Origin of the sequence: Microvirga tunisiensis, from assembly GCF_009296175.1 — a bacterium.
Lineage (GTDB): Bacteria > Pseudomonadota > Alphaproteobacteria > Rhizobiales > Beijerinckiaceae > Microvirga > Microvirga tunisiensis.
Genome location: NZ_VOSK01000728.1, coordinates 1 through 1512, shown reverse-complemented (window position 1 = coordinate 1512; position 1512 = coordinate 1). Strand labels below are relative to the sequence as shown.

The following is a 1512-nucleotide window of genomic DNA, read 5'->3' as shown; positions in this document are numbered from 1 at the left end:
TCATGGCGGGTGTGGCACAGTGCAATCGGTGGCAGGGGTTGGTCTCAGCAACCAAATCCTACGCTGCTTCAAGCGCTTAAGCTACATCCGCCAGCCCTCTCCAGCCCTCTCGTGCATAAGAACGGCTAGATTGGGCCTCTTGGATCGTCGTGCCAGTAGTCCCTCAGTTCCTTTTGGCGCTTGCGGTCAGGCCAGACCAGATCGTCACCTTCGCCCCCATAGAACGATGGTGCATCCCGGACCTGCTCCTCGGTAATCTCAATACGATAGCCCTCAAGGTCCTTGGCATATGAAAGCTTATCCCATGGGATTGTACGATGGTGAACCCTGAGCCCGAGAAAGCCGCCAAACGTCACGTCGACATAGAGAACCCGTCCGCTCACCTTCTCAATCAGCAGCCGCTTGATGGTGCCGATCTGCTTACCCTGCTGATTGAACACTGCGGTTCCTTCAACGCGATCACTCTCGATGACCGGATGAAATGGAACTGCCTCGTTGCTTTCCTCCCAGAGAAGGAAGCCATTCTCCAGTATCCCGGCTGAGACTAAGGCTCGGCCAACGCTAAAGGTCCACCGCTCGGCTGGACCGACCTCCTTTGTGAATGTCCAAGGTCCACTCTCGGCTGGAAGCTTATCGCCTGTAGCACCGTCAGTGAAGCCGCAGAGGTTGGGGTTCGCGTTAGATTGGAAGACGTAGCAGGTTCTCATAGGTGCCTCTTAAGTTGATAAGATGCACAGCCATTGTCTCAGTCATTCATGACCAAAATAAAAACAGAGAAATAGGAAGCTTTGGCTTAATGATGGGATATTGACCTAGGTCAAAGCCAAAAATTACCTAAGAGCTTCGACAAATAGCTTGCTCTACTACCATACTAGCACACAAACCAATCCAGTAGTACTTATCTTAGCCTGACTTTCAGGACTCATATAACAAGGCGTCAACTAAACCTAAAGCTAACCAAAATTCTGACCAAGTGAGGCTATAGCTCAGCCCAAGGCTGATCTGATAGGCTTTCGATAAGTCTTGGCTAAGCGAACAACTACCCCCTGACACTAACCTCCTAGGGATCATCGTGTGGGACTGGTTTGGTCTATCTCTGAGGTTCAGCCTTTTTGAACACCATCTGCATAACACTGCGCTGAGCTTCACTGAATCAGACTGCTCACTCAGAGGTCATGACATACGCCAAGCATGAGCGTTGTCCCCACGAAAGGGGTGTTGTTGCCCCCGAAAGATCGGACAGGATCATCCCGGTTGACGTGAGGCAATGAACTCACGCGGTGAACGATAGCCGAGCGCCTTATGCGGGTGAAGGCTGTTGTAGTGCTCGAACCACAACGGCAGGCTCTCCAGCACCGTCCGCGCGTCCGGGATCGGGCTGATACCAAATCTCACTGATCAGCATTGGTGAGCCCAGTCGCGCAGGCCAATGGACATGATGAGCCAAGGCCGATCGGTAAGCTTGTTCCAAGCCTCGCAGCAGTGATCGAGAATGTCCTTGTAGGATGTGAA

Annotated in this window: 1 protein-coding gene and 2 pseudogenes; all 3 read right to left on the bottom strand. The window is 52.4% G+C overall.

What is annotated here, in order from left to right:
- Window positions 1–125: 125 nt before the first annotated feature.
- Window positions 126–470 carry a PRC-barrel domain-containing protein gene (locus FS320_RS43205; RefSeq protein ID WP_338105703.1) on the bottom strand — a complete coding sequence of 115 codons (345 nt, stop codon included), beginning with the start codon at window positions 468–470 and terminating at the stop codon, window positions 126–128.
- A gap of 775 nt (window positions 471–1245) precedes the next feature.
- Window positions 1246–1383, bottom strand: a pseudogene (locus FS320_RS43200) (integrase core domain-containing protein); the annotation flags it as partial.
- Window positions 1384–1398: 15 nt separating this feature from the next.
- Window positions 1399–1512, bottom strand: a pseudogene (locus FS320_RS43195) (IS630 family transposase); the annotation flags it as partial.